Annotated in this window: 20 protein-coding genes; 8 read left to right on the top strand and 12 right to left on the bottom strand. The window is 72.2% G+C overall.

Translation table 11 applies throughout. The features are described from left to right. Nucleotides 1-108: 108 nt before the first annotated feature. On the top strand, nt 109-999 hold the full coding sequence (locus tag AB0J12_RS25435) for a LysR substrate-binding domain-containing protein (protein ID WP_363266691.1): 891 nt from the start codon (nt 109-111) through the stop codon (nt 997-999). 91 nt (nt 1000-1090) lie between these two features. Then, nucleotides 1091-1591 (top strand): DUF664 domain-containing protein, encoded by a 501-nt coding sequence (locus AB0J12_RS25430; protein WP_363266690.1) that lies wholly within the window; start codon nt 1091-1093, stop codon nt 1589-1591. Between the two features lie 9 nt (nt 1592-1600). Here the strand turns inward: AB0J12_RS25430 and AB0J12_RS25425 are convergent, their stop codons facing one another. Together AB0J12_RS25425 and AB0J12_RS25420 are read right to left on the bottom strand one after the other, a co-directional pair. Then, nucleotides 1601-2665, bottom strand: a complete 1065-nt coding sequence (locus AB0J12_RS25425) for an adenosine deaminase (protein ID WP_363266689.1) — start codon at nt 2663-2665, stop codon at nt 1601-1603. A 68-nt stretch (nt 2666-2733) separates the two neighbouring features. Next, the gene (locus tag AB0J12_RS25420; protein WP_363266688.1) at nt 2734-3126 is read right to left on the bottom strand and encodes a VOC family protein; all 393 of its coding nucleotides are present in this window, start codon (nt 3124-3126) and stop codon (nt 2734-2736) included. Between the two features lie 150 nt (nt 3127-3276). On the opposite strand from AB0J12_RS25420, the gene AB0J12_RS25415 reads away from it, so the two are divergent. Both AB0J12_RS25415 and sph read left to right on the top strand, forming a co-directional pair. Further along, nucleotides 3277-3735 (top strand): pyridoxamine 5'-phosphate oxidase family protein, encoded by a 459-nt coding sequence (locus AB0J12_RS25415; protein WP_363266687.1) that lies wholly within the window; start codon nt 3277-3279, stop codon nt 3733-3735. 108 nt (nt 3736-3843) lie between these two features. Beyond that, nucleotides 3844-4827, top strand: a complete 984-nt coding sequence (gene sph, locus AB0J12_RS25410; protein ID WP_363266686.1) for a sphingomyelin phosphodiesterase — start codon at nt 3844-3846, stop codon at nt 4825-4827. Here the strand turns inward: sph and AB0J12_RS25405 are convergent. The 7 genes from AB0J12_RS25405 to AB0J12_RS25375 form a co-directional block, all read right to left on the bottom strand. Continuing rightward, a complete protein-coding gene (locus tag AB0J12_RS25405) occupies nt 4815-5729 on the bottom strand; it encodes an aldo/keto reductase (protein WP_363266685.1) in 915 nt (304 codons plus the stop codon). The two genes, sph and AB0J12_RS25405, sit on opposite strands and share 13 nt — an antisense overlap. 27 nt (nt 5730-5756) lie before the next feature. Further along, complete coding sequence (locus tag AB0J12_RS25400) at nt 5757-7073, bottom strand: aldehyde dehydrogenase family protein (protein WP_363266684.1); 1317 nt, start codon at nt 7071-7073, stop codon at nt 5757-5759. 69 nt (nt 7074-7142) lie between these two features. Next, nucleotides 7143-8330: an RNA polymerase sigma factor gene (locus tag AB0J12_RS25395; protein ID WP_363266683.1), complete on the bottom strand. Its 1188-nt coding sequence runs from the start codon at nt 8328-8330 to the stop codon at nt 7143-7145. Next, a complete protein-coding gene (locus AB0J12_RS25390; RefSeq protein WP_363266798.1) occupies nt 8327-8680 on the bottom strand; it encodes a YciI family protein in 354 nt (117 codons plus the stop codon). The genes AB0J12_RS25395 and AB0J12_RS25390 overlap by 4 nt, the downstream gene beginning before the upstream one ends. A 121-nt stretch (nt 8681-8801) precedes the next feature. Further along, nucleotides 8802-9944, bottom strand: coding sequence for an LLM class flavin-dependent oxidoreductase (locus AB0J12_RS25385; protein ID WP_363266682.1), 1143 nt, complete (start codon nt 9942-9944; stop codon nt 8802-8804). Nucleotides 9945-10069: 125 nt separating this feature from the next. Further along, entirely contained in the window at nt 10070-10624 is a 555-nt protein-coding gene (gene ssuE / locus AB0J12_RS25380; RefSeq protein WP_363266681.1) for an NADPH-dependent FMN reductase, read from the bottom strand. A gap of 181 nt (nt 10625-10805) precedes the next feature. Further along, nucleotides 10806-10883, bottom strand: a complete 78-nt coding sequence (locus AB0J12_RS25375; protein WP_363266797.1) for a putative leader peptide — start codon at nt 10881-10883, stop codon at nt 10806-10808. Nucleotides 10884-11081: 198 nt separating this feature from the next. On the opposite strand from AB0J12_RS25375, the gene AB0J12_RS25370 reads away from it, so the two are divergent. Next, the gene (locus AB0J12_RS25370) at nt 11082-11525 is read left to right on the top strand and encodes an SPW repeat protein (RefSeq protein ID WP_363266680.1); all 444 of its coding nucleotides are present in this window, start codon (nt 11082-11084) and stop codon (nt 11523-11525) included. Between the two features lie 213 nt (nt 11526-11738). Here AB0J12_RS25370 and AB0J12_RS25365 read toward each other — a convergent pair whose 3' ends face one another. Together AB0J12_RS25365 and AB0J12_RS25360 are read right to left on the bottom strand one after the other, a co-directional pair. Further along, nucleotides 11739-13184 (bottom strand): hydrolase, encoded by a 1446-nt coding sequence (locus tag AB0J12_RS25365; RefSeq protein WP_363266679.1) that lies wholly within the window; start codon nt 13182-13184, stop codon nt 11739-11741. Nucleotides 13185-13832: 648 nt separating this feature from the next. Then, a complete protein-coding gene (locus tag AB0J12_RS25360; RefSeq protein ID WP_363266678.1) occupies nt 13833-14537 on the bottom strand; it encodes a chaplin in 705 nt (234 codons plus the stop codon). A gap of 330 nt (nt 14538-14867) precedes the next feature. Here AB0J12_RS25360 and AB0J12_RS25355 point away from each other — a divergent pair, with 330 nt between their 5' ends. Further along, nucleotides 14868-16454: an alpha/beta hydrolase gene (locus AB0J12_RS25355; protein WP_363266677.1), complete on the top strand. Its 1587-nt coding sequence runs from the start codon at nt 14868-14870 to the stop codon at nt 16452-16454. Nucleotides 16455-16496: 42 nt separating this feature from the next. Here the strand turns inward: AB0J12_RS25355 and AB0J12_RS25350 are convergent, their stop codons facing one another. Then, nucleotides 16497-17276, bottom strand: coding sequence for an alpha/beta fold hydrolase (locus AB0J12_RS25350; protein ID WP_363266676.1), 780 nt, complete (start codon nt 17274-17276; stop codon nt 16497-16499). 150 nt (nt 17277-17426) lie between these two features. Here AB0J12_RS25350 and AB0J12_RS25345 point away from each other — a divergent pair, with 150 nt between their 5' ends. Continuing rightward, on the top strand, nt 17427-18521 hold the full coding sequence (locus AB0J12_RS25345) for a chemotaxis protein (RefSeq protein WP_363266675.1): 1095 nt from the start codon (nt 17427-17429) through the stop codon (nt 18519-18521). Between the two features lie 102 nt (nt 18522-18623). Beyond that, nucleotides 18624-19649 (top strand): Gfo/Idh/MocA family oxidoreductase, encoded by a 1026-nt coding sequence (locus tag AB0J12_RS25340; RefSeq protein ID WP_363266674.1) that lies wholly within the window; start codon nt 18624-18626, stop codon nt 19647-19649. Nucleotides 19650-20002 lie beyond the last annotated feature (353 nt).

Raw genomic sequence — 20002 nt, 5'->3', positions numbered from 1 at the left:
GTAAGGCACATGATCCGGTGTGTGGAACCGGTACCCACTCTGGCCTGACCTGGGTGCAGTGGTCCAACAGGAGAATCCGATGGGATTGTGCGACTAGGCTGCACAATCATGGAACTGCGCCATCTCCAGCACTTCGTCGCCGTCGCCGAGGACCAGCACTTCACCCGGGCGGCCGAGCGGCTGATGGTGTCCCAGTCCGGCCTGTCCGCCTCGATCCGCGCGCTGGAGCGGGAGTTGCAGACTCCGCTGTTCGTGCGCACCACCCGCCGGGTCACGCTCAGCGAGGCCGGGCGGGCCCTGCTGCGGGAGGCGGAGCGGATCCTCGCCGGGGTGCGGGCCGCGCACGAGGCGGTCGCCGCGGTGCAGGGCGTGCTGCGCGGCACCCTGTCGCTGGGCACCGAGCAGTGCATCGCCGGGGTGAACGTGGCCGGGCTGCTCGCCGCCTTCCGGCGGCGCCATCCGGACGTCGAGATCCGGCTGCGGCAGACCGGCTCCGGCGCGCTCGCCGAGGAGGTCGCCGCCGGGCGCCTGGACTGCGCCTTCGTCTACCGCACCCAGGCCGACACCGAGCAACTGCGCTCGGTCGCGCTGGCCGGCGAGCCGATGACGGTGCTGTGCCACCCCACGCACCGGCTGGCCGAGTCCGGTGCCGCGGTCCCGCTCGACGACCTGGGCGGCGAGGTCTTCGTCGACTTCCACCCCGACTGGGGTCCGCGCGGCGCCACCGACGCCGCCTTCGCCGCGGCGGGCGTGCGGCGCACCGTCGCGCTGGAGGTCAACGACGTGCACAGCCTGCTGGACCTGGTCGACGAGAACCTCGGCATCGCCGTGGTGCCGCGCCACTTCCGCCACAAGCGGCCGTCGCTGACCGCGCTCCCGGTCAAGGGCAGCGACCACCCGGCGTACGAGACGGTGGCCCTGCTGCCCCCGGCCCAGTCCACCAGCCCGGCGGCACGGGCGCTGATGACGCTGCGGGAGAGCGACGGCGACTGCCCATGATGCGCGGCGGGCCGGAGACACTTCGGGCCGGCGACACGGCGTGATCCCGAAACGGGGAGCGCCCACGCCCGGCGTGCGCGATGGTGGACGTATGCATGCGAAGGACATCCTCATCGACGGCTACGGCCGCATCCGGGAAGAAGTCCATGCCGCCGTCGAGGGGCTGGGCCCGGACGAACTCACCGCCCGCCCCTTTGCCGACGCCAACTCCATCGCCTGGCTGATCTGGCATCTCACCCGGGTCCAGGACGACCACATCGCCGACGCCTTCGACCTGGACCAGGTGTGGCTGAGCCAGGACTGGGAGAAGCGGTTCGGCCTGGACCTGCCGCGCAAGGACACCGGGTACGGGCACACCTCCGCCAAGGTCGCCAAGGTGCGGGTCGACTCCCCCGACCTGCTCACCGGCTACTACGACGCCGTGCACGAACAGACCCTGTCGGCCCTGCGCACCCTGGCCGCCAAGGACCTGGAGCGCATCGTCGACGAGCGCTGGGACCCGCCGGTCACCCTCGCGGTGCGCCTGGTCAGCGTCCTGTCCGACGACCTTCAGCACGTCGGACAGGCCGCCTACGTCCGCGGACTGCTCTAGGCGCCGCCTCTAGAGCGCGTAGCCCGGCAGGATCACGTCCTCGATGAGGGCCTTGCGCTCGTCGAACGGGAGGAACGCGCTCTTGACGGCGTTCACCGTGACCGTGCGCAGGTCCTCGACCGTCCAGCCGGCCTGTTCCACCAGCAGGGACATCTCCCGCGTCATGGTCGTTCCCGACACCAGACGGTTGTCGGTGTTGAGGGTGACGCGGAAGCCGAGGTCCTTCAGCGCGGTGATCGGGTGCTCGGCTATGGAGGTGGCGCAGCCGGTCTGCAGGTTGGACGTCGGGCACATCTCCAGCGCGATCCGGCGGTCGCGGATCCAGGAGGCGAGGCGGCCGAGCTTGCCCTCCACGATGTCCTCGGTGATCCGCACGCCGTGCCCGATGCGCTGCGCGCCGCACACCTGGAGGGCCTGGTGGATGCTGGGCAGGCCGTGCGCCTCGCCGGCGTGGATGGTGAACGGCACGCTCTCGCGGCGCAGGTGCTCGAAGGCGGCGAGGTGGTCGGCGGGCGGGAAGCCGTCCTCGGCGCCGGCGATGTCGAAGCCGACGACTCCGGCGTCACGGAAGGCGACGGCCAGGTCGGCGGCCTCGCGGACCCGGTCGAACATGCGCATGCCACACAGCAGGGTGCCGACGCGCACGGGCGTCCCGGCGGCGGCCGCCTTGGCCATACCGGCGGCGAGGCCCTCCTGGACGGTCTCCACGACCTCGCTCATCGCCAGGCCGCCCTGCGTGTTCAGCTCGGGCGCGTAGCGCACCTCGGCGTAGACGACGCCGTCGGCGGCGAGGTCGAGGACGTACTCCTCGGCAGTGCGCAGCAGGCCCTCACGGGTCTGCATCACGGCGAGGGTGTGCTCGAAGGTGGCGATGTAGCGCACCAGGTCACCGGAGTTGGCGGCCTCGTAGTACCAGGCGGCCAGCTCGTCGGGGTCGGTGGTGGGCAGGGTGTGGCCGACCTCGGCGGCCAGCTCCACGACGGTGGCGGGGCGCAGGCCACCGTCCAGGTGGTCGTGCAGCACGGCCTTGGGCAGGCGGCGGATCACATCGGCGTCTACGCGCGTAGCGGTCATGGCGGGTCTTTCCTCGAGCGGGCGGTTCACAAAAGCGGGGCCGGATCGGCGAGCAGGGACCGAGGACGTCAGCCGGCGGGCTGGAGCAGGTCCCAGCGGTTGCCGTACAGGTCCTGGAAGACGACGACGCTGCCGTACGGCTCGTGCCGCGGCTCCTCCAGGAAGGTCACGCCGGCGGCCGCCATGCGGGCGTGGTCGCGGGCGAAGTCATCGGTGTGCAGGAAGAAGCCGACACGCCCGCCGGTCTGGTCGCCGACCCTGGCCGCCTGCGTCTCGCCCTTGGCCCGGGCCAGCAGCAGACCGGTGCCATCGGTACCGGGGCCGGGCTCGACGACGACCCAGCGGGAGCCGTCGGGGCGCGGGGCGTCCTCGGCGAGATGGAAGCCGAGGGCCTCCGTGTAGAAGCGGATCGCCTCGTCGTAGTCGTCGACGACGAGGGTGACCAGGGCGATGCGTCTCATCGGTACCTTCCTGCGGGCGATTAGCGGCAGAGGTTATACGTAAAACTACGTGGGCGCCAATCCCCCTCGCCCGACCTAGGGCGACAGTCGTATCCCGGGCGGGACCGAAGCCCCAGGCGCCGGCCGCGGACGGTGACTACCGTCCTGGGGATGAAGATCACCGAGGAGCCCCGTGACGCCGCCCGGCGCAAGCGGGATGTGCTGGCACGGCTGGGCCGGGAGCGCGATGTGTGGGTGGCGACGGCGGACGTCGGGGGGCTGCCCTGCCTGGTGGCGCTGTGGTTCGCCTGGGACGGTGAGTCGCTGTGGCTGTCGACCCGGCTCACCAACCCGACCGGCCGCAATCTCCGGGACGGCCGGCGCGCCCGGCTGGCGTTCGGGGACACCCAGGACGTGGTGCTGATCGACGGGGAGGTGGAGACGTACGGCGCCGCCGAGGTGCCGGCCGCGGCCGCGGCGGCGTTCACGCAGCGGACCGGCTGGGATCCCCGCCGGGACAGCGCGACGTACGCCTTCTTCCGGGTGCGGCCGGTCGCCGTCCAGGCATGGCGCGGTGAACACGAGCTGCCGGGGCGGCACTTGATGCGCGCAGGGGCGTGGGTGATCTAGCCGCCCGGAAGTCACTCGGTGACCTCCTGGGGGTTACCCAGTGGTAATTCCCGGTGGTTTGATGTCCGGCACCGCTGCTCACGTCCCTTCACCCCACAGGGAGATCCAGTGACGCTTCCCGCACCGCGCCGTACCCTGGGCGCCGTCGTGCTCGCCCTAGTCCTGCCCGCCGCCGCACTGGCCGGTGCGGCACCCGCGGCCGCGGCCGATCCCGCTCCGTCGCTGAGGGTGCTGACGTACAACACCTTCCTCATGAGCCGGAACCTGTACCCGAACTGGGGTCAGGACCACCGGGCCGCGGAGATCCCGAAGGCGTCCTTCTTCCACGGCAACGACGTCGTGGTGCTGCAGGAGGCGTTCGACAACTCAGCCTCCGACGCGCTGAAGAGCGCAGCCGCGGCCGAATACCCCTACCAGACCCCGGTGGTGGGGCGGAGCAAGGACGGCTGGGACGCGACCGGCGGCGCGTACGCGTCGACGACGCCGGAGGACGGTGGCGTCACGGTGCTGAGCAAGTGGCCCGTCCTGCACAAGGAGCAGTACGTCTACAAGGACGCCTGCGGGGCGGACTGGTGGTCCAACAAGGGCTTCGCTTACGTGGTGTTGAACGTCAACGGCACGAAGGTGCACGTCGTCGGCACCCACGCGCAGTCCACGGACCCGGGCTGCGATGCGGGCGAGGCCGCGGTGATGCGCGGCCGGCAGTTCAGGGCGATCGACGCCTTCCTCGACGCCAAGAACATCCCGGCGAACGAGGAGGTGCTGGTCGTCGGCGACATGAACGTCGACTCGCGCAGCGCCGAGTACGGATCGATGCTCCGCGACGCCGATCTCGTCGGGGCCGACGCCCGCATCGGCCACCCGTACTCCTTCGACACGCAGGACAACTCCATCGCCCACTACCGCTACCCGAGCGACCCGCGTGAGGACCTGGACCACATCCTCTACCGCGCGGGGCATGCCCGGCCGGCGGTGTGGAAGAACGAGGTGGTCGAGGAAGAGTCGGCGCCCTGGACGGTGTCGAGCTGGGGTACCGACTACACCTACACGAACCTCTCCGACCACTATCCGGTGACCGGCTACGCGGGCTGAGACACCTGCCCGTGCAGGGCGTTCAGCCGTGACAGCTCCTCGTCGGTGAGGCGGAGGCCTCCCGCTGCCACGTTCTCGGCGAGGTGGCCGGGGTTGCCGGTGCCGGGGATGGCGAGGACGTGCGGGCCCTGGTGCAGCGTCCAGGCGAGGCGGACCTGCGCCGGGCTCGCGCCGTGGGCGCGGGCGACGTCGAGGACCGCGTCGTCGTGCGCGGTGGTCGCGCCCTGCTCGCCGGCCTCACCGGCGACGGCGTAGAACGGCACGAAGGCGATGCCCGCCTCGCCGCACAGGCGCAGGACCTCCGCGCTCTCGGGCGGACGGTGGTCGAGTCCGTAGCGGTTCTGCACGGACACCACGGGCGCGATGGCCCGCGCCTCGGCGAGATGGCGGGCCCCGACGTTGGAGATCCCCAGGTGGCGGATCAGACCGGCCTCGCGCAGCTCGGCCAGGGCGCCGAAGTGCTCGCTGATCGACTCCTGCCGCATGCGGCGCAGGTAGACGAGGTCGAGGTGGTCACGGCCGAGCTGGCGCAGGTTCTCCTCGACGTGCCCGCGCAGTTCGTCGGGCCGCGCGGAGGTGCCCCACTCCCCCGTGTGCGTGCGGAACGGGCCGACCTTGACGGCGATCACCAGATCGTCCGGGTAAGGCGACAGGGCGCTGTTGATGAGTTCGTTGGCGGAGCGCAGGGAGGAGAAGTAGAAGGCGGCCGTGTCGATGTGGTCGACGCCGAGCTCGACCGCCTTGCGCAGCACGGCCATGGAGCGGTTGCGGTCGCTCGGGGTGCCGTGGTGGAAGGCCGCGCTGCCCGTCAGCCGCATCGCGCCGAAGCCGACGCGGCTGACGGTGAGATCGCCGAGTTTCCAGGTGCCCGCAATGTCTGCGGTGATCGTTTCCGTGGTCATCGGCGGATCCTATCCGTGCGGCAGGCCTCAGAGCGGCTTGCTCAGGAGGGCCTTGCGGTGGCTGAACGTCTCCAGGGAGTACCGGCCGTGGTAGTTGCCCATGCCGCTCTCGCCGACGCCGCCGAACGGCAGGTCGGAGACGGTGAGATGGGCGAGCGGCAGCCCGTACCCGAGTCCGCCGGAGGAGGTCTCGGCGGCGATGCGGCGGCGGGTGTCGTCGGAGCCGGAGAACACGTACAGGGCGAGCGGCTTGTCCCGGTCGTCGATGAAGGCGATGGCCTCGTCCAGGCCGGTGACGGTGACGATCGGCAGGATCGGTCCGAAGATCTCCTCCTGCATCACCGGGGCCTTCGGGTCGACGTCGGCCAGGACGGTCGGCGCGAGGTACTTGGTGTCCCGGTCGCTGTCGCCGCCGACGACCACGCGGCCGGAGTCGAGCAGGGCGGTGAGCCGGTCGAAGTGGCGTTCGTTGACGATGCGGCTGTAGTGCGGGGCGGTCCGCGGGTCGGCGCCGTAGACCTTCTCGACGGCTGCGGCGAGGGCCGGTCCGAGGGCGGCGGCCGTGGCGGGGTCGGTCAGAACGTAGTCGGGGGCGACGCAGGTCTGGCCGGCGTTGAGGAACTTGCCGCGCACCAGCCGGTCGGCGACGACGTCGAGGTCGGCGCCCGCGTCGACGAAGGCCGGTGACTTGCCGCCGAGTTCGAGGGTGACCGGGGTGAGGTGCTCGGCGGCGGCGCGCATGACGATACGGCCGACGGTGCCGTTGCCGGTGTAGAAGATGTGGTCGAAGCGCTCGGCGAGCAGGGCCGTGGTCTCCGGGACGCCGCCCTCGACGACGGCGACCGCGTCGGTGTCGAGGTGGGCGGGCAGCAGCCGGGCCAGCACGGCGGAGGTGGCCGGGGCCAGCTCGCTGGGCTTGACGACCACGGCGTTGCCGGCGGCGAGGGCGCCGACGAGCGGGGCGAGCAGGAGCTGGGCGGGGTAGTTCCACGGCGCGATGACGAGGACGACACCGAGGGGGTCGTACTGCGTCCAGGCGGTGGCGTCGGCGCCGAGGTGGGCCGGGACGGGGGCGGGCTCGGGGCGCAGCCAGTCGTCGAGGTGGCCGAGGGTGTGGTCGATCTCCCGGATCGTGAAGTCGATCTCCGTGCGGTAGGCCTCCGCCTCGCTCTTGCCGAGGTCGGCATGGAGGGCGGCGGCCACTTCGGTGCCCCGGTCGGTGAGCATCGTGCGCAGGGCGCGCAGCTGGGCGGTGCGCCAGGCGACGGGCTTGGTGCGGCCCGTGCGGAAGGTGGCGCGCAGCCGGTCGACGGTGGCGCCGATCTGCTCGGGGGTCTGGTTCACAATGCCTCCTCGGTGGATGCATTTGCCAACCTTTCAGGTACCGAAATGAATTCCCGCGGGTGATCGAGGTCACGGGACCAGCTCCCGCCGGCGACGCACCAGGTAGCCGCGTTCGGTGGGGCCGGGCGCGAGCGCGAGCGCCCGGTCGTACGCCCGCACGGCATCCGCCGTCCGCCCCAGCCGTCGCAGCAGGTCGGCGCGTACGGCGTGGTGGACGTGGTAGCCGTCCAGGTCCAGGGCGTCCACCAGGGCCAGCGCGGGCTCGGCACCTTCGGTCTCGGCGACGGCCACCGCGCGGTTGAGCGCGACGACCGGGCTCGGCGCGAGGGTCATGAGGTGGTCGTACAACTGCCGGATCTGGGTCCAGTCGGTGTCCTCGGCGGTGGGGGCGTCGCTGTGGACGGCGTTGATCGCGGCCTGGATCTGGTAGGGGCCGGGCCGGTCCCGGCGCAGGCAGCGGCGGACCAGGTCCTGTCCTTCGCCGATCAGAGCGCGGTCCCAGCGGGAGCGGTCCTGTTCGGGCAGCGGGATCAGGGCGCCGGAGGCGTCGGTGCGGGCGGGGCGGCGCGACTCGGTGAGCAGCATCAGCGCGAGCAGGCCGGTGACCTCGGGTTCGTCCGGCATCAGCTCGGCCAGCAGCCGGCCCAGGCGTACCGCTTCGGCGCACAGTTCGGGGTCGCCCGCGTATCCCTCGTTGTAGATGAGGTAGACCACCGCGAGCACCCCGCGCAGCCGGTCGGGCAGATCCGCGTCGCGGGGCACTCGGTACGGGATGCGGGCGTTGCGGATCTTCGCCTTGGCGCGCACGAGTCGCTGGGCCATCGTCGGCTCGGGCACGAGGAAGGCGCGGGCGATCTGCGCGGTGCCGAGTCCGCCGAGCAGCCGCAGGGTGAGCGCGACCTGGGCGGAAGTGGCGAGCGCGGGGTGGCAGCAGGTGAAGATCAGGCGAAGCCGGTCGTCGCGCACCGGGCCCTCCTCGGCCGGCGGGTCGGCGGCGAACAGCCGGGCCGCCTCGGCGTGCCGCGCGTCCCGCGTGGACTCGCGGCGCAGCCGGTCGACGGCGCGGTTGCGGGCGGTGGTGATGATCCACCCGGCCGGACTCGGCGGCACGCCCTTGTCCGGCCAGGTGCGCAGGGCCACGGTGAAGGCGTCCTGCACCGCTTCCTCGGCGAGGTCGATGTCGCCGAGGAAGCGGACGAGAACGGCGACCGCGCGGCCGTACTCCGCGCGGAAGACGGACTCGACGCCGGCGGTCATCGGTCCGCTTCGCCCATGAAGGGCCGCACCTCGATCGGCAGGGTGGTCGCGAGGGCGGCCTTGCGGCCCCAGTCCAGGGCGGCGTCCAGGTCGGGGGCCTTGATCAGGCAGATGCCGCCCAGGTGCTCCTTGCCCTCGGCGTACGGCCCGTCGGTGATCAGCACCTCGCCGCCCTCGGGGCGCAGCACGGTGGAGGACTCAGGTCCGTGCAGGCCGCCGGCGAACACCCAGGCGCCGGCCTGGCGCAGTTCCTGGTGGAAGACCTCGAGGTTCTTTCCGATCTCGGCGAGCACCTCGGGCGCGGGCGGTTCAGCGACCGGCTGCATCACGCTGAGCAGGTAGTACGTCATGACGGCCTCCTCGGCCTCGTGGGGTTGTGTCACCTCCTACACGAACGACCGCGGCCCGGATCGACACCCGGGCCGGCGGGATCCGGAAAAAATTCTCGGCGGTGCCGGCGCCGCGCGCCGCCTAGCTCGTGAACGGCACCTGAGCCGCAGGCGGGGACGCCGGGGCGGTCGGGTGGCGCCACAGTCCCTGTGCGGCCAGCCGGGGCAGGACGCCTTCGCCGAACCAGTACGCCTCCTCCAGGTGCGGGTAGCCGGACAGGACGAACTCGTCGATGCCGAGGGCGGCGTACTCCTTGATGCGTTCGGCGACCTCGTCGTGGCTGCCGACCAGCGCGGTGCCGGCGCCGCCTCGCACCAGGCCGATGCCGGCCCACAGGTTGGGGTGGATCTCCAGGCCGTCGCGGCCCCCGCCGTGCAGCGCGAGCATCCGCCGCTGGCCCTCCGACTCGCTGCGGGCGAGCCCGGACTGCACCGACCGCACGGTCTCGGGGTCGAAGCCGGACAGCAGCCGGTCCGCCTCGGCCCACGCCTGCGCGGCGGTGTCACGGGTGATGACGTGCAGCCGGATGCCGAAGCGCAGGGTGCGGCCGTGCCGGGCGGCGAGCTTCCTGATCCGGGCGATCTTCTCGGCGACCTGGGCGGGCGGTTCGCCCCAGGTGAGGTAGACGTCCACGTGCCGGGCGGCGATCTCCCCTGCGATCGGCGAGGAGCCACCGAAGTACACCTGCGGGACGGGGTCGGGCAGCCGGGCGAGCGACGCGTCCTCGACCCGCAGGTGCTCGCCGTCCAGGTCGACGCTCTTGCCGTCCCACAGACCCCGCACGATCTCCAGGAACTCCCCGGTGCGCCGGTAGCGGGCGTCCTTGTCGAGGAAGTCGCCGTAGGCGCGCTGCTCCTGGCTCTCGCCGCCGGTGACGACGTTCAGCAACAGCCGTCCGCCGGTGTGCCGTTGGAAGGTGGACGCCATCTGCGCGGCGAGTGTCGGGGAGACGAAGCCGGGCCGGAAGGCGACGAGGAACTTCAGCCGCTCGGTGTTCTGGCTGACCATCGCGGTGGTCAGCCACGCGTCCTCGCACCAGGCACCGGTCGGGGTGAGCGCGCCGACGAAGCCGAGATCCTCGGCGGCGCGGGCGATCTGGCTCAGATAGCCGACCGTGGGCGGCCGGTCCCGGCCTGAGGCGGTGGCCGGGGTGCCGTGGCCGCCGCCGACGACATCGCGGCTGTCGCCGTTGGTGGGCAGGAACCAGTGGAAGGTGAGGGACACGGGGTTTCTCCGTTCGAGAGAGCCCAACATGGGGCGCGAGGACGCGTGGTGGCGTCCGTCCGGGCGGGCCGGCGCAGGGGTCCGCCCGGGGGCGAGGCAGGGGGGTGACCGGGCGGTGGGGCGGGTCAGCTCGCCGCGGCCAGGACGGGGCTGCGGTGCAGCGCCGCCCCGAAGTGGTCGACGACCTGCCCCAGGGCCTCGGCGGTGGCCGGGGCGACGGTCACCGAGCCGTCCTCGCGGACGGTGATGTCCTTGTCGAGGGTGAACCAGCCCGGGACGATGTGCGCGGCGCCCATGGAGTTCAGCACCGGACGCAGCGCGTAGTCCAGCGCCAGGACGTGCGCGGTACTGCCGCCGGTGGCCAGCGGCAGGACGGTCTTGCCGGTCAGCGCGTACTGCGGGAGCAGGTCCAGCAGCGCCTTGAGCACGCCGGAGTACGCCGCCTTGTACACGGGCGTGCCGACGACGACCCCGTCGGCGCGGGCGAACAGTTCGGTGGCCTCGACGATCGCCGGGTGCCGGAAGTCGGCGCCGAGGAGGGCCTCGGCGGGGACGGTGCGTACGTCCAGCGGGATGACGTCGTGGCCCTGCGCGGCCAGCCGCTGGTCGAGATGGCGCAGCAGACGGGCGGTGCGGGAGGTGGCGGAGGGGCTGCCGGAGACGGACAGGACGATGGCCATGGGTCCTCTTTCTTACGGAACTCCGGTGGCGGAGCTGCGGCGGCGCGCGGGGGCGGGCGTGCACGCGTGCGTGGCGGCGCAGTGGGACGCGCGACCACGCAGGGAAGCGGGCACGCCCGGTTCAGGGCAGGCGGCGGGAAGCCGATTCAGACGGCTGGTGAGGAAAAGAGGCGCGGCGGAGTCAGGCCGCGAGGCGACAGCAGGCGCTGGAGACGCGCGCGAGGTCGACGTGCCGTCGCCGCGTGAGGTCCAGTCGCATGGTCATGCCATGGATCGTGGCAGCAGCGGAGGAGCACCGTCAAGGAAAACCCGGTCGTTCTCGCATCGCGGACCCAGGGGGCCTCCCACCCCTGCAGCCTCTACACATAAAGGTGAAATAAGAGCAAACTGAACAGAGGTGGCGCCGACCGCTCACCACACCGGACACGGTCGGCCGGCCAGTCAAAGGAGACAAGTCATGGCCAACCTCTCGCACGGCAGGGGTGACATCACCACTCACCCGGACGTCTCCGAGATGCAGGCGCGGTACGCCCGCATGCTCGGCGGTCGTGATGTGGCGCTCGTGGACGGGCCGGTGTTCCTGCTCGGCCTGTACTGCGCCGTGTCCCCGTGGATCGTTCACTACACGACCAGCCAGCCCCCGCTGGTGACGCACAACCTCATCATCGGTATTGCGATCGGCCTTCTGGCCCTCGGCTTCACCCGCGCCCCCGAGCGCATGTACGGCCTGAGCTGGGCCATGTGCGCCCTGGGCATCTGGATGATCATCGCCCCGTGGGTCGTCGGCAGCAGCCCGGACACGGGCGTGGTGGTGAACAACATCGTCATCGGCGCCCTGGCGCTCGTGCTCGGAATGCTGTGCGCCGGTACGGCGGCCAGGAGCGCGCCGCCCCGGCCGTGACACCCGGATCACCACCACACCCTCCCCGTCAGGTGGGGCATCGCAGGAGAAGAAGGCGAGGCAAACAAGGGCCGGCCCGCATGACGCGGACCGGCCCTCTGCGTGCGCCCCGAGGGCACCTCCGCGCGAACCTCGTACCCTGCGTACCGCCCTCGTCACCGCCCGGGCATCGTCCCCATGGAGGGGGGTCCGGCCGGACCGCCCTCCACGGCGTCAGCTCACGCTGAGCGCGGTGTCGTCGAGGACGAACGAGGTCTGGAGGGTGGACCCCTCGGTGCCGGTGAACTTGATCGTGACGGTCTGTCCGGCGTAGCCCGCGAGACTGAAGCTGCGCTGGGTGTAGCCGCTCGCCGCGTTCAGGTTCGAGTAGGTCGCGAGGGTCGACAACACCGTGCCGCTGCTGCTCACGACCTGCGCCTTGAGGGTGTCGTAGGCCGTCGTCGTGGTGGTCTCGGCGGTGTCGACGTGGAGATGGAAGGTGAGGGTGGCGTTCGTGCACCCGGCGGGGATGGTCACCGACTGCGCGAGGGTGTCGGTGTGGGCGGCGCCGTAGCCGTTCAGCCAGGCCTTGTACGAGCCGGTGCGGGCGGCCTCGCCGGTGTCGTTGGTGATGACCCCGCTGGAGGCGCTCCAGGCGGTGGCACCGGACTCGAAGCCGGGGTTGGCGAGCAGCTGGGCGGCCGAGCATGTGCCGGTGCCGCCCCCGCCCGTGGTGCCCGTACCGGCGAGCCAGGCGGTGGCGTTCAGGGCGAGCGGGGCGTCGGTCGCGCTGGTGTCGTTCCAGCCGTCGTACAGCGTGTTGCCGGACTGGCCGGTGCCGTCGTCGATGGGCGAGCTGTCGCCCCAGAAGGCGACGCGGCCGCTGCCGAAGGTGCTGGTGGCGAAGAAGGCACCGGTGTTGCCGGAGTAACCGGTGCGGTAGAGCAGGCCCTTGACGCTCGGATTGTCCGCGGGCTTGAGCGTGGCGGTGGTGCCACTGGCGATGAGGCTCTTGGTGACGGTGCCGAACGAGCCGTGCAGCACGGGGTCGGTGGCGTCGCTGATCGCGGCCGGGTGGTCGGAGCTGATGCTCAGGGCGTCGATGGAGAAGCCGAACGGGTCGGTGGAATCGACGCTGTTGTTCGTCATCAGGTCGTTGAGGATCTCGACGGCGTCCTGGCCGTCGTTGTTGCGGTCGGCCCCGGTGTGGTCCGAGATCATGAACAGACCGCCGCCGTTCTTGACGAAGTTCATGATCGCCGTCTTCTCGGCGCTGGTGAACAGCGTGTTGGGCTCGGGCAGCACCAGCGTGTCGAACTGGGACAGGTCCGTCGCCGAGGTGCCGCCGTAGCTCAGACTCGAGCCGGAGGGCAGCGTCTTCAGGTTGTAACCGCCGGTCTTGTGCAGCGCCACGCCCCAGGACGACAGGGCACCCGTCCAGTCGGTCTCGGCGGACGGGGTGGCGTCCTGGCCCAGCGGGTCGGGCTGGCTGGTGGAGATGATCCAGTCGGCGTTGCCGGCTGTTTCGGCGTGGGCGTTGTCGAACAGGACGCGGTGGGGGGTGGCCGCGTGGGCCGGGGTGGCCGTGGCACCGGTCTGCAGCGCGGCTCCGGTGAGGCACAGGCCGAGGGCGGCGAGGACGGTGGTGACCGTGCGGCGGGGTCTGGTCGATCCGGACATCCGGCGAACCTCCGGGTGAGGGGGGAGAGTAGGCGGTGGGGGCCGCCGATCTCCGCGCGTAGAGAAGAGCCGAGCGGGAGTGTTCTACACGCGTGGAGACAGTTGAAAGGTACATGGCATGACGGCGCGGTGAACAGAGCGCGCGTTCCCTCGACATCGGGGAGGCGGGACCTCGGTGGGACCTCGGTGGGATCTCCTACCGACGGAACGCTTCACGCCGGATCTCGGTGTTGATGCCGGTGCCGGGGGTGCTCGCGGCATCACGGTCGAGATCCAGGTGCCGGAGCTGACGAAGGAGCTACGGGCTCCGAAGGTCGGGTCCCGCGGGGGCGAGCCGGGCCGACCGCGTCCTGAGCGCGGACGCGGTCGGCGGTGGCGCGGTTTCCTGCGGGGCGGCATGACGGGACCCGGGCCGCCACCGCCGCGGCATCGCGCCATGCTTGGCCGCCATCGCCGGATCAGCGCGCATGCTCGGCGCCATCGCGGCATCAACGCCGCGTCCACGGCCGCCGCCGCCGGATCAGCGCGCCGCCCGCCGCCGCTGCGAACGGATCAGCGAGCCGTCCCCGGTCGCTGCCGCCGGATCAGCACCCCATGCTCGGCGCCACCCGCCGCAGCAGCGCGCCGTCCGTGGCCGCTGCGGCCGGATCAGCGCCCCGTCTGTGGCCGGAAGCGCCGGTAGAGGGCGGCGCCGCCGAGGACGAGGGCCGCGCTGCCGACGGCGGCGGGCAGGTCCAGGTCCGCGCCGGTGTGCGCGAGGGAGGTGACGACCTGCCGACTCGGGACGTGCGGCGCGGGGTGATGTTTCGGGGGCGCGGCCGGACGCGGGGTGGGCCGGGCGGGACCGGGAGCCGGGTGGCCGCGGGAGTGGTTCACGGACGCGTTGCCGGTGGCCGGATTGCCGATGCCGACAATGTTCACGCTGTTGCCGCTGACGTTCACCGGCAGGTGGACCGGGAGCTGGATGCCGTTGCCGGAGAGCACTCCCGGTGAGTCGGACATGACGCCGTCGGCCCGCGCTCCGGAGTACCCGGAGCCGGAGCCGCCCGGGCCCGAGGCACCGGAGCGGGTCCGGGCCGAGTCGCCGGCGCCCGGTGCCGGGGCCCCGCCGCCGGAGGTGTTCACGCAGCGGTTGCCCGCCGCGGGGTTCAGCACACCGGCCACGCTCACCGTGTTCCCGCACAGGTTCACGGGCACGTGCACCGGGAGCTGGAGGGTGTTGCCGGAGATCAGCCCGGGTGAGCCGGCGGCCGAGCCGTCCGCCGCGGAATCGGCGTACGCGGCCCCCGTCAGGGCCATCGCGCCCGAGGCGGCGGCGACGGCGATCAGGCCGTTTCGGGTAACCCGTTTCATAGGTTCCCTGCCTTCCGGACATGGACACGGGCACTCGCCCGCACCGACTGGAACGCGGCCCGCCGGTGCGGGTTATGGGCGTATCGGATGTTGATTGTTTCTTCACCCCATCGAGCGGCATGTTTGTCGAACAAGCGGTAAAGACGCACGGGCCGTGACATCCAGGGCGCGGTCCGGACGCCCGGGTACGGACTCCCTGGCACGCCCCGGGCCGGCGGGGTGGGGCTGGTCCCACCGGTCCGTGCGCGGACGGGCGGGGCGTGCGCGGCCCGCTTATGGTGAGCGAGGGCGCCGGTTCCGGTCCGCGACGGGGCGCCCTGGGAGGCAAGGATGCTGTCCGAGCGGTCGACGCGGTCCGCGGCGATACGCCGCTGCGCGCTCTCCGGAGCCCTCGGGTTCGCCCTGCTGGCTACGGGAGTGCCGGCGGCGCACGCCGGTTCCGGGCCCGACCTGAGCCGGTTCTACGACCAGAAGATCACCTGGGGCCGATGCCAGGGCGACGGGATGCCCAGGGACCTGCAGTGCGGGAAGATCACCGTCCCGCTCGACTACGCACACCCCCGGGCGGGCAAGCTGGACCTGGCCGTGGCCCGCTACCGTGCGACCGGTCATCGGCGCGGTTCGGTGGTGCTCAACTTCGGCGGGCCGGGTGGTGCGGGGGTGCCCCAGCTCGCCGACAGCGGCAAGGACTTCATGGGGCTCACCAACGGTTATGACGTGGTGACGTTCGACCCCCGTGGCGTCGGCCGCTCCTCTCCGGTCAGCTGCGGGGAGGGCGAGGACGACGCGTTCGCTGCGGTTGCGGGCCAGGACGAACTGGCCGACCCGCGGGCCGCGCTGGAGCAGCTGCGCCAGGCGGCCGTGGCCTGTGCCCGGCACTCGGGTCCGGTGCTGCGGCACATCGGCACGGTCGACGCGGCCCGCGATCTGGACGTGATGCGCGCGGCACTCGGCGAAGGCGAGCTCAACTATCTCGGCTTCTCCTACGGCACCCGGCTCGGCGCGGTCTACGCGGCCCGGTTCCCGGACCGGGTGGGCCGGGTGGTGCTGGACGGTGTGGACACACTGACCGAGCCGCTGACCGAGCAGGGCATCGCGGGGGCGCAGGGTCAGCAGGTGGCGCTGGACGACTTCGTCGACTGGTGCGTGAAGGACATCGCGTGCCCGTTCGGCGAGGACGCGCGCTCGGCCCGCGAGCAGGTCGTGAAGCTCATCCACTCGATGGACGAGGACCCGGTGCAGAGCGGTATCGGCAAGCCGTTCACCGGCCAGGACCTGGTGGGCGCGATCGGGCAGGGGCTGTACAGCAAGAAGCTGTGGCCCTCGCTGGAGCGGGCGCTGGCCGAGCTGGTCCAGGACGGTGACACCAACGGCGTGATGGGCTTCGCCTCCGGCGGTTTCGCTCCGCCGGTCCGCCGCGACCCTGGCGATCGCGGTGGCACGGGGCTGACGGACGCCGACGACGTCCCGCTGGACAACCCTCCGGCGGCGCTGATGGCGATCAACTGCGCCGACGATCCCGACCGGCCCTCCGCCGACCGGATCACCAGGGATCTGGGCCGGCTGCGCGCCGCCTACGAGCAGGCCTCACCCGTCTTCGGCCGGTTCCGGCTGGCGCAGGTGCTGATGTGCTACGGCCGGCCCGCGGGCACCGACTTCGTCCGCGAGAAGGTCAAGGACCTGCACTCGGCGAAGATGCTGCTCGTCGGCACGCGGGGTGACCCGGCGACGCCGTACCGCTGGACGCAGGAGACCGCCGAGCGCCTCGGCTCCTCGGCGGTGGTGCTGGACAACCGGGGCGACGGTCACACGGGCTACGGGTCGTCCAAGTGCGTGCACCGCAAGGTCGACGACTTCCTGCTGTACGGATCCCTGCCGGTGAGCGGCAGCTCGTGCGGGCCGGACGAGGAGGACTGACGTCGCGCACCCTCGGACGCGGGACGGTGCCGGGCGTCGCGCTCAGGCGGTCTGTCCGGTCAGGAACCGGTCGATCGCCCGGGTCAGCTCCCGCGGTTTCTCCAGGGGCAGTTCGTGCCCGGCGTCGATCAGCCGGACCACGGCGTCCGGATAGGCGGTGGCCATCCGCAGCATCTGCGCGACCGGCAACTGGACGTCGCGGGCGCCGTGGACGAGCAGGGTGGGCGCGCGGATGTCGCCGACCCGGTCGAGGACGTCGAAGGCCCGCATGGCGCCGTAGAGGGTCATGACGACGTCGCGCGGGGTGGCGGCGGAGGCCGCGATGGAGCGGCGGATCTCCTCGCGCGGGTGTCCGGGGGCGAAGGCGCGCCGGATGTTGGCGGCGACGAACAGCCGGTACGGCACGAGCGTGGACGCCGCCATCAGCAGGCCCCTGGCCCGGCTGTACGTCATGCGGCCGATGGTGCCCACCAGGACCAGTCGCTCGACGCGCGCGGGATGGGACAGGGCGATGGTCTGCGCGATCATCCCGCCCATGGAGTGACCGGCCAGGACGCAGCGCTCGACCTGAAGGTGGTCGAGCAGTGCGAGCACGTCGTCGGCCAGTGCCGCGATGGTGCGCACACCCGCGCCGCTGCTCTCGCCGTGCCCGCGCAGGTCGAGCCGGATCACCCGGCGCCGCCGCGCGAAGTGGCCGGCCTGGTGGTCCCAGCGGTGCCGGTCGGCCGTCCAGCCGTGCACGAACACCAGGGGCGCCGCGCCGTCGCGGGGGCCCTCGTCGTCGTACGTCAGTGTCGCGCCGTCGACCTCGAGCTGCGGCATGGGCGTCTCCTGGGGAGCGGTCCGGTTACTGGCGGGTAGCGTAACCGTCCGCAGGTCGCGCGTCACTGCCGTGGAGCTGTGAAGATCCCCGCACGAACAGCCAGAGTTACCCCAAATGCCCGATACGCGAATCAGCCCTATGGTGCTGTCATGGAGCATGCACTGAGCCCTGCCACTCTCGCCGAACTGCGCCGGCCGCGGCCGTATCCGGCGGTGTCCGTACTGACGCCGACCCATCGCCGCGAACCCGACAACTCCCAGGACCGGGTCCGGCTGCGCAATGTCGTGGCCGAGGCCAAGCGCCGGCTGGAGGCCGACCCGGCCGTCAGCCGGGAACGGCGCGCCGAGGTCGCGCGCGAACTCGACCGGGCCATGGCCGAGGTGGACCTGACCCACACCGAGGACGGGCTGGTGATCTTCGCCGCTCCCGGTGAGCACCAGGTGTGGTCGCTGGCCCGTTCCGTGCCGGAACGGGTGGTGCTGTCGGACACCTTCCTGACCCGCAACCTGGTCTCCGCCCAGGCCGCCGACCGGCCGTTCTGGGTGCTGTCGGTCTCCGCCGACCGCGTCACGCTGTGGAGCGGCGGCCACGACCGGGTGGCCGAGGACCACACCGGCGGCTTCCCCCTGATCCGCAGCCGGGACAACTTCGACGCCGAACGCATGGAGCGCATCGGAGACCTGCCGAGCACGTTCCGCGACGAGGGCACCCGCCAGTTCCTGCGCGAGGCCGACACGGCGATGACCGAGGTGCTGCGCCAGGCCCCCCGGCCCGTCTACGTCACCGGCGATCAGGCCGCACTGTCCCTGTTCGACGACGTCGGCACGGTCGCCAAGTGCGCGGTGCACATACGGCACGGGGGACTCACCCATGCCTCGCCCGAGGCGGTGTGGCAGGCCGTACGGCCGGTCGTGGCCGAACAGCAGCGCAGGACGGCCGACACGGTGGCGCAGGAGCTCGAAGCGGCCCGCGGACGGCGGGCGTTCGCGGCCGGGCTCGACGAGATCTGGCGCAGCGCCCGCGAGGCCCGGGTGCGGCTGCTCGCCGTCGAGGAGAACTACCAGGTGACGGTCCGCGACGTCGGCGACCATCTGGAGCCCGCCGCGGACGGCGAACTCGACGCCCGCGAGGACGTCGTCGACGAGATCGTCGAGCAGTGCCTGGAGACCGGCGCGGACGTGCGGTTCGTCCCCGACGGCTCACTGCGCGACGCGGAGGGCATCGCGGGCGTGCTGCGGTTCTGACCCTCCCGTGCTGTTTCCCGCGCGGCCTTGACGGCCGTGACACCCTGGTTCGCGTGCGCCGCCGGGCGCGCGCACGCGACCGGGGAAGGAGCCGTGGGAGACGTGGCCGAGCCGCTGGGTGTGGCCGTGCTGGGCGCCGGGCACATGGGTGCCGACCACATACGCCGTCTCGACCGGGTGGTGAGCGGGGCGCGGGTCGCCGCCGTGGCCGACCCGGAAACCGGGCGGGCCAAGGAGGCGGCCGCCGGAATCGACGGCGTGAGCGTGCACACGGACGCCGAGGCCGCGCTGGACGCACCGGGCGTGGCGGCGGTGCTGATCGCCTCCCCCGGCCCGGCGCACGAGGAGGCGCTGCTCGCGGCGTTCGCGCGCGGGCTGCCGGTGCTGTGCGAGAAGCCGATGGTGCCGGACTCGGCGGGCGCCCTGCGCGTGGTCGAGGCGGAGGCGCGGCTCGGCAGACGCCTGGCGCAGATCGGTTTCATGCGCCGCTACGACGCCGAGTACCTGCGGCTGAAGGCGCTGCTGGACGGCGGTTCGCTCGGCCGGCCGCTGATGCTGCACTGCGTGCACCGCAACGTCTCCTCCCCGCCCGGCTTCACCAGCGCGATGCTGGTCAACAGCTCCGTCTCGCACGAGATCGACGCCGCGCGCTGGCTGCTCGGGCAGGAGCTGACCGCGGTGACCGTGCTGCGTCCACGCTCCTGCGCCGCTGCTCCCGAGGGGCTGGCCGACCCGCAGTTCGTGCTGTTCGAGACCGAGCGGGGCGCCCTGGTGGACGTGGAGGTGTTCGTCAACTGCGGCTTCGGCTACCAGGTGCGCTGCGAGGCCGTCTGCGAGGGTGGCAGCGCGCGGATCGGCGAGGAGCACGGCATGGCGGTCACCGCGCGCGGCGGCGCGGGCGTCGAGGTGCCGCAGGACTATCTGGTGCGGTTCGCGGACGCCTACGACCGTGAGGTGCAGGCCTGGGTCGACGCCACCCGGGCGGGCCGGGTCACCGGGCCCGGCGCGTGGGACGGCTATGCCGCGTCCCTGGTCGCCGAGGCCGGGGTGCGCTCCCTGGAGGACGGCGGGCGGGTCTGCGTCGACCTGGCCCCGCGCCCGCCGCTGTACGCCGAGGAGCGCCGCTGACGCTGGGCGCGCCGGTCGCCGGGCGGCCGGTGAACGCGCGCGACCACCGCGCGCAAGGGTGCACCGTAAGGCGGTCGGGGTCCGTATCCGTGCGGTGAGGCGGCACATGAACAGCAGGCGGCCAGAGGACCGAACAGGCGACCGTCGAACACCCGCCTGAATGTCTGCGCGGAATGCTCGACGGTCCGTCAAGTCGCGTATAGCGACTACGATTTGCTGTGGTGCGACCTACGCCGACCGTACCGCGATGCCCCTCCGGGAAGACTGTGGCATATGCCAGAAGCACCACCGTATCGTGTGGTGCCAAATCCCTTACACGACATCGCGGGCTGTGCAACAGTCGTAACCGGTCC

Source organism: Streptomyces sp. NPDC049915, from assembly GCF_040656475.1.
Lineage (GTDB): Bacteria > Actinomycetota > Actinomycetes > Streptomycetales > Streptomycetaceae > Streptomyces.
Note: the sequence above shows the minus strand (reverse complement) of the source record. Positions and strands in the feature narration are given on the sequence as shown.

Bases quoted from the DNA above. Each gene is read 5' to 3' on its own strand.
- AB0J12_RS25435 (WP_363266691.1), top strand. From the start codon at position 109: ATGGAACTGCGCCATCTCCAGCACTTCGTCGCCGTCGCCGAGGACCAG.
- AB0J12_RS25430 (WP_363266690.1), top strand. From the start codon at position 1,091: ATGCATGCGAAGGACATCCTCATCGACGGCTACGGCCGCATCCGGGAA.
- AB0J12_RS25425 (WP_363266689.1), bottom strand. From the start codon at position 2,665: ATGACCGCTACGCGCGTAGACGCCGATGTGATCCGCCGCCTGCCCAAG.
- AB0J12_RS25420 (WP_363266688.1), bottom strand. From the start codon at position 3,126: ATGAGACGCATCGCCCTGGTCACCCTCGTCGTCGACGACTACGACGAG.
- AB0J12_RS25415 (WP_363266687.1), top strand. From the start codon at position 3,277: ATGAAGATCACCGAGGAGCCCCGTGACGCCGCCCGGCGCAAGCGGGAT.
- AB0J12_RS25405 (WP_363266685.1), bottom strand. From the start codon at position 5,729: ATGACCACGGAAACGATCACCGCAGACATTGCGGGCACCTGGAAACTC.
- AB0J12_RS25395 (WP_363266683.1), bottom strand. From the start codon at position 8,330: ATGACCGCCGGCGTCGAGTCCGTCTTCCGCGCGGAGTACGGCCGCGCG.
- AB0J12_RS25390 (WP_363266798.1), bottom strand. From the start codon at position 8,680: ATGACGTACTACCTGCTCAGCGTGATGCAGCCGGTCGCTGAACCGCCC.
- ssuE (WP_363266681.1), bottom strand. From the start codon at position 10,624: ATGGCCATCGTCCTGTCCGTCTCCGGCAGCCCCTCCGCCACCTCCCGC.
- AB0J12_RS25375 (WP_363266797.1), bottom strand. From the start codon at position 10,883: ATGCGACTGGACCTCACGCGGCGACGGCACGTCGACCTCGCGCGCGTC.
- AB0J12_RS25370 (WP_363266680.1), top strand. From the start codon at position 11,082: ATGGCCAACCTCTCGCACGGCAGGGGTGACATCACCACTCACCCGGAC.
- AB0J12_RS25365 (WP_363266679.1), bottom strand. From the start codon at position 13,184: ATGTCCGGATCGACCAGACCCCGCCGCACGGTCACCACCGTCCTCGCC.
- AB0J12_RS25360 (WP_363266678.1), bottom strand. From the start codon at position 14,537: ATGAAACGGGTTACCCGAAACGGCCTGATCGCCGTCGCCGCCGCCTCG.
- AB0J12_RS25355 (WP_363266677.1), top strand. From the start codon at position 14,868: ATGCTGTCCGAGCGGTCGACGCGGTCCGCGGCGATACGCCGCTGCGCG.
- AB0J12_RS25350 (WP_363266676.1), bottom strand. From the start codon at position 17,276: ATGCCGCAGCTCGAGGTCGACGGCGCGACACTGACGTACGACGACGAG.
- AB0J12_RS25345 (WP_363266675.1), top strand. From the start codon at position 17,427: ATGGAGCATGCACTGAGCCCTGCCACTCTCGCCGAACTGCGCCGGCCG.